This is a genomic window from Azospirillum sp. B506 (assembly GCF_000333595.1).
Lineage (GTDB): Bacteria > Pseudomonadota > Alphaproteobacteria > Azospirillales > Azospirillaceae > Azospirillum.
In genome coordinates, this window is record NZ_BADK01000341.1 from 1 (window position 1) to 2,341 (window position 2,341).

The following is a 2,341-nucleotide window of genomic DNA, read 5'->3' on the forward strand; positions in this document are numbered from 1 at the left end:
CGCGCAGCACGCATGTACCGTTCAGGATGTCGACCTTGATCCGATCGACGACCACCGGAATTTCCGGAACATCCACCTCCTGATCGGCATCTCGGCAAGTCGCCACAAACAGGCGGCTCTTCCCTGGACGCGGAATCAGGTCGACCGCGCCATTGCCGTTCTCGTCGAGTCGCAGAAGGTTACGTTGGCTGTCGCTTCCGTTTTCCAGCCGGATGTTGAGGGCCGCGTTGCGCCGTCCAGGATCGGCGATGTGAACCCGGATCCCCGCGTTTCCGAGCCTCTCGATCCGGACAGCGGGATCAGCAGGACATAGCGGCTTGATCTCGGGGGCGATCACCACACTGCGTGTTACCGGTTCGGGTGGCGCGTAGGTCATCGGGCGCAGCGTATCGGTAACGAATTCGTTCGGCGCGCCGACGACGAAGCTGCGCAGTTCGGCGTGGAACAGATCGCCAAGCAGATAATGGTAAAAGCGCTGATACTGGGCGGAGAGCGCCGGGTTTCCGCGGCCCATCACATGCGCCCGCATGGGAGCGAGGTCGCGGCGGGTCAGGTTGGAGAAATCGCTGTCTGCGAGTGTCAGGAAGCCGTCGTTTGGGTAGCCCTGGGTGAAGTCCTGCGGCGGCGGCGCACGGTGGTGTGTGGATTCGATGAGGAACAGGTCAATCCGAGCCACACGATGGCGGATCGCCACCGCCACGTCGCCAGCCGCGTCGAGCGCCTGCGGCACGTTGAGAGGCGGTTGATCGCCGGCCGTCTGATGGACGAGGCCTTCAAGATGTTGGCGCAGCTGACGCAGCGCCGTTGGCACGGCATGGTCATAGAACAGGCCACGTTCAGGGTGGCGGCTGTCGATCACCGCCAGCACTTCGAGGCCGTCGGGTTTGAGGCGTTGAATGATATCGTTCGAAAGACCCCCCACGGCGGATTGGTCGGCAGACGCCAGACCTGCGAAATCGATCAGGAAGATCGCGGCCGTCCCGTTGGGCGAACCGCCTGCCCCCGCCGCGCGAGGCGCAGCGAGGGACGCGGCGAGGGCAAGCGCCGTAAAGAACCGCCGGACGCCGTCGGGAGGAGAAATGGTCACGTAGGTATTCCTCGGTTGGGATGTCCGGGCTGGGGGACGGCGGCGGGCACCGGTTTACGGCGTCGTCGGCGGAACCGCGTCGGCGATCTTCCAACCGTGAACCAGCTCGGCCAGAATCGCGTCGGCGCGCTGGAACTGCTCGTTCAGCTTGTCGGTACAGATCCGTTCCACACTCTCCTGCCCCAGCACTCCCTTTTGCACCGCGTTCAGCCGGTTGATGAGAACCTGCCCATGCACCCGAGCCTCGGTGGCGTCGCTCACCTGCAGGCGGGCGTTGGCGATTTCCTCGTCGATACGGCGGATCTCCTCGGCGATGCCTTCCTGCTTGCGCCGCACCATGCCCTCCTCGATGCCATGCTTCTGGTGGTGCTCCGAGGCCACCATCCAGGCCACCGCGCCCAACAGGATTTCCGACAGGATGATGGAGAGCCGCATCCAGAAGGTCAGGCCGCGCAGAGTGTCGCGCAGCGGCACGAGGGTCGCCTCCAGGGCGCGGGCCTTCACGCAGCGGGGGTTCTGCGCATCGATGGCGCAGTCGAGGGGGGCGGCGAAGGGGTTGTCGCGGTCGCCGGCCAGCGTTGCGGCGATTTGGCCGTTGATCATGCTGAGTTCGCTTTGGGTCGAGGCGACCTGGGCCATCAGCACACCCGTCCCGATGGTGATGGCAATCGCGCCGGCGCACACGAGCAGGAAGAACCAGGACGGGTGGTCCAGCCGCTCATGCACCTTACTGACGATCTTGCCCACCATGATGAATATGATGACTCCGAACCCCCAAATCAGGTCGAGCGGGTTGGCCTTCAGGTAATCCAGATTGGTCTTGTAGCCGCTTTCGGAGGCGGTCGAGCCGATGGTGATGTTCTGGCTGGCGGCATGCAGCGTGACCTGCATGTCCAGGTAGAAATAGGCGGTGATCACCGCGGTCAGCAGGGTTCCGAGGATGAGCATGCGGTATCCCCAGACCGCATAGGCGGTGACCGGCTTTATTGTCGCCTGTTCGCGATGGGCGCGGTCAAACGCCGCGTTGCGGTCCTTCCGCCGTTCCTCGAAGGTCCGGATCCTCGCCTGTCCGGTTGCGATGTCGGTGTCGGCCTGATGGACCTTCTCCTCGATATCCACCGCCGTGCCATGCACCCGGCTGAGGATGCCGGATCCNNNNGAGNCCCTTTCAGGGCNCTNCATCAGNCTTTNNTTNACCCNCNNCCCTCTGAATGAACGAGCCGGGAGCGGCGTCTTCGGAGGTACGAAGCGCAG

Annotated in this window: 1 protein-coding gene; it reads right to left on the reverse strand. The window is 64.2% G+C overall.

From position 1 onward, the window contains the following. On the reverse strand, positions 1 to 1,087 hold a 1,087-nt coding region (locus I71_RS10485), incomplete at its 3' end, for a hypothetical protein (RefSeq protein ID WP_042694658.1). Between the last annotated feature and the right edge of the window lie 1,254 nt (positions 1,088 to 2,341).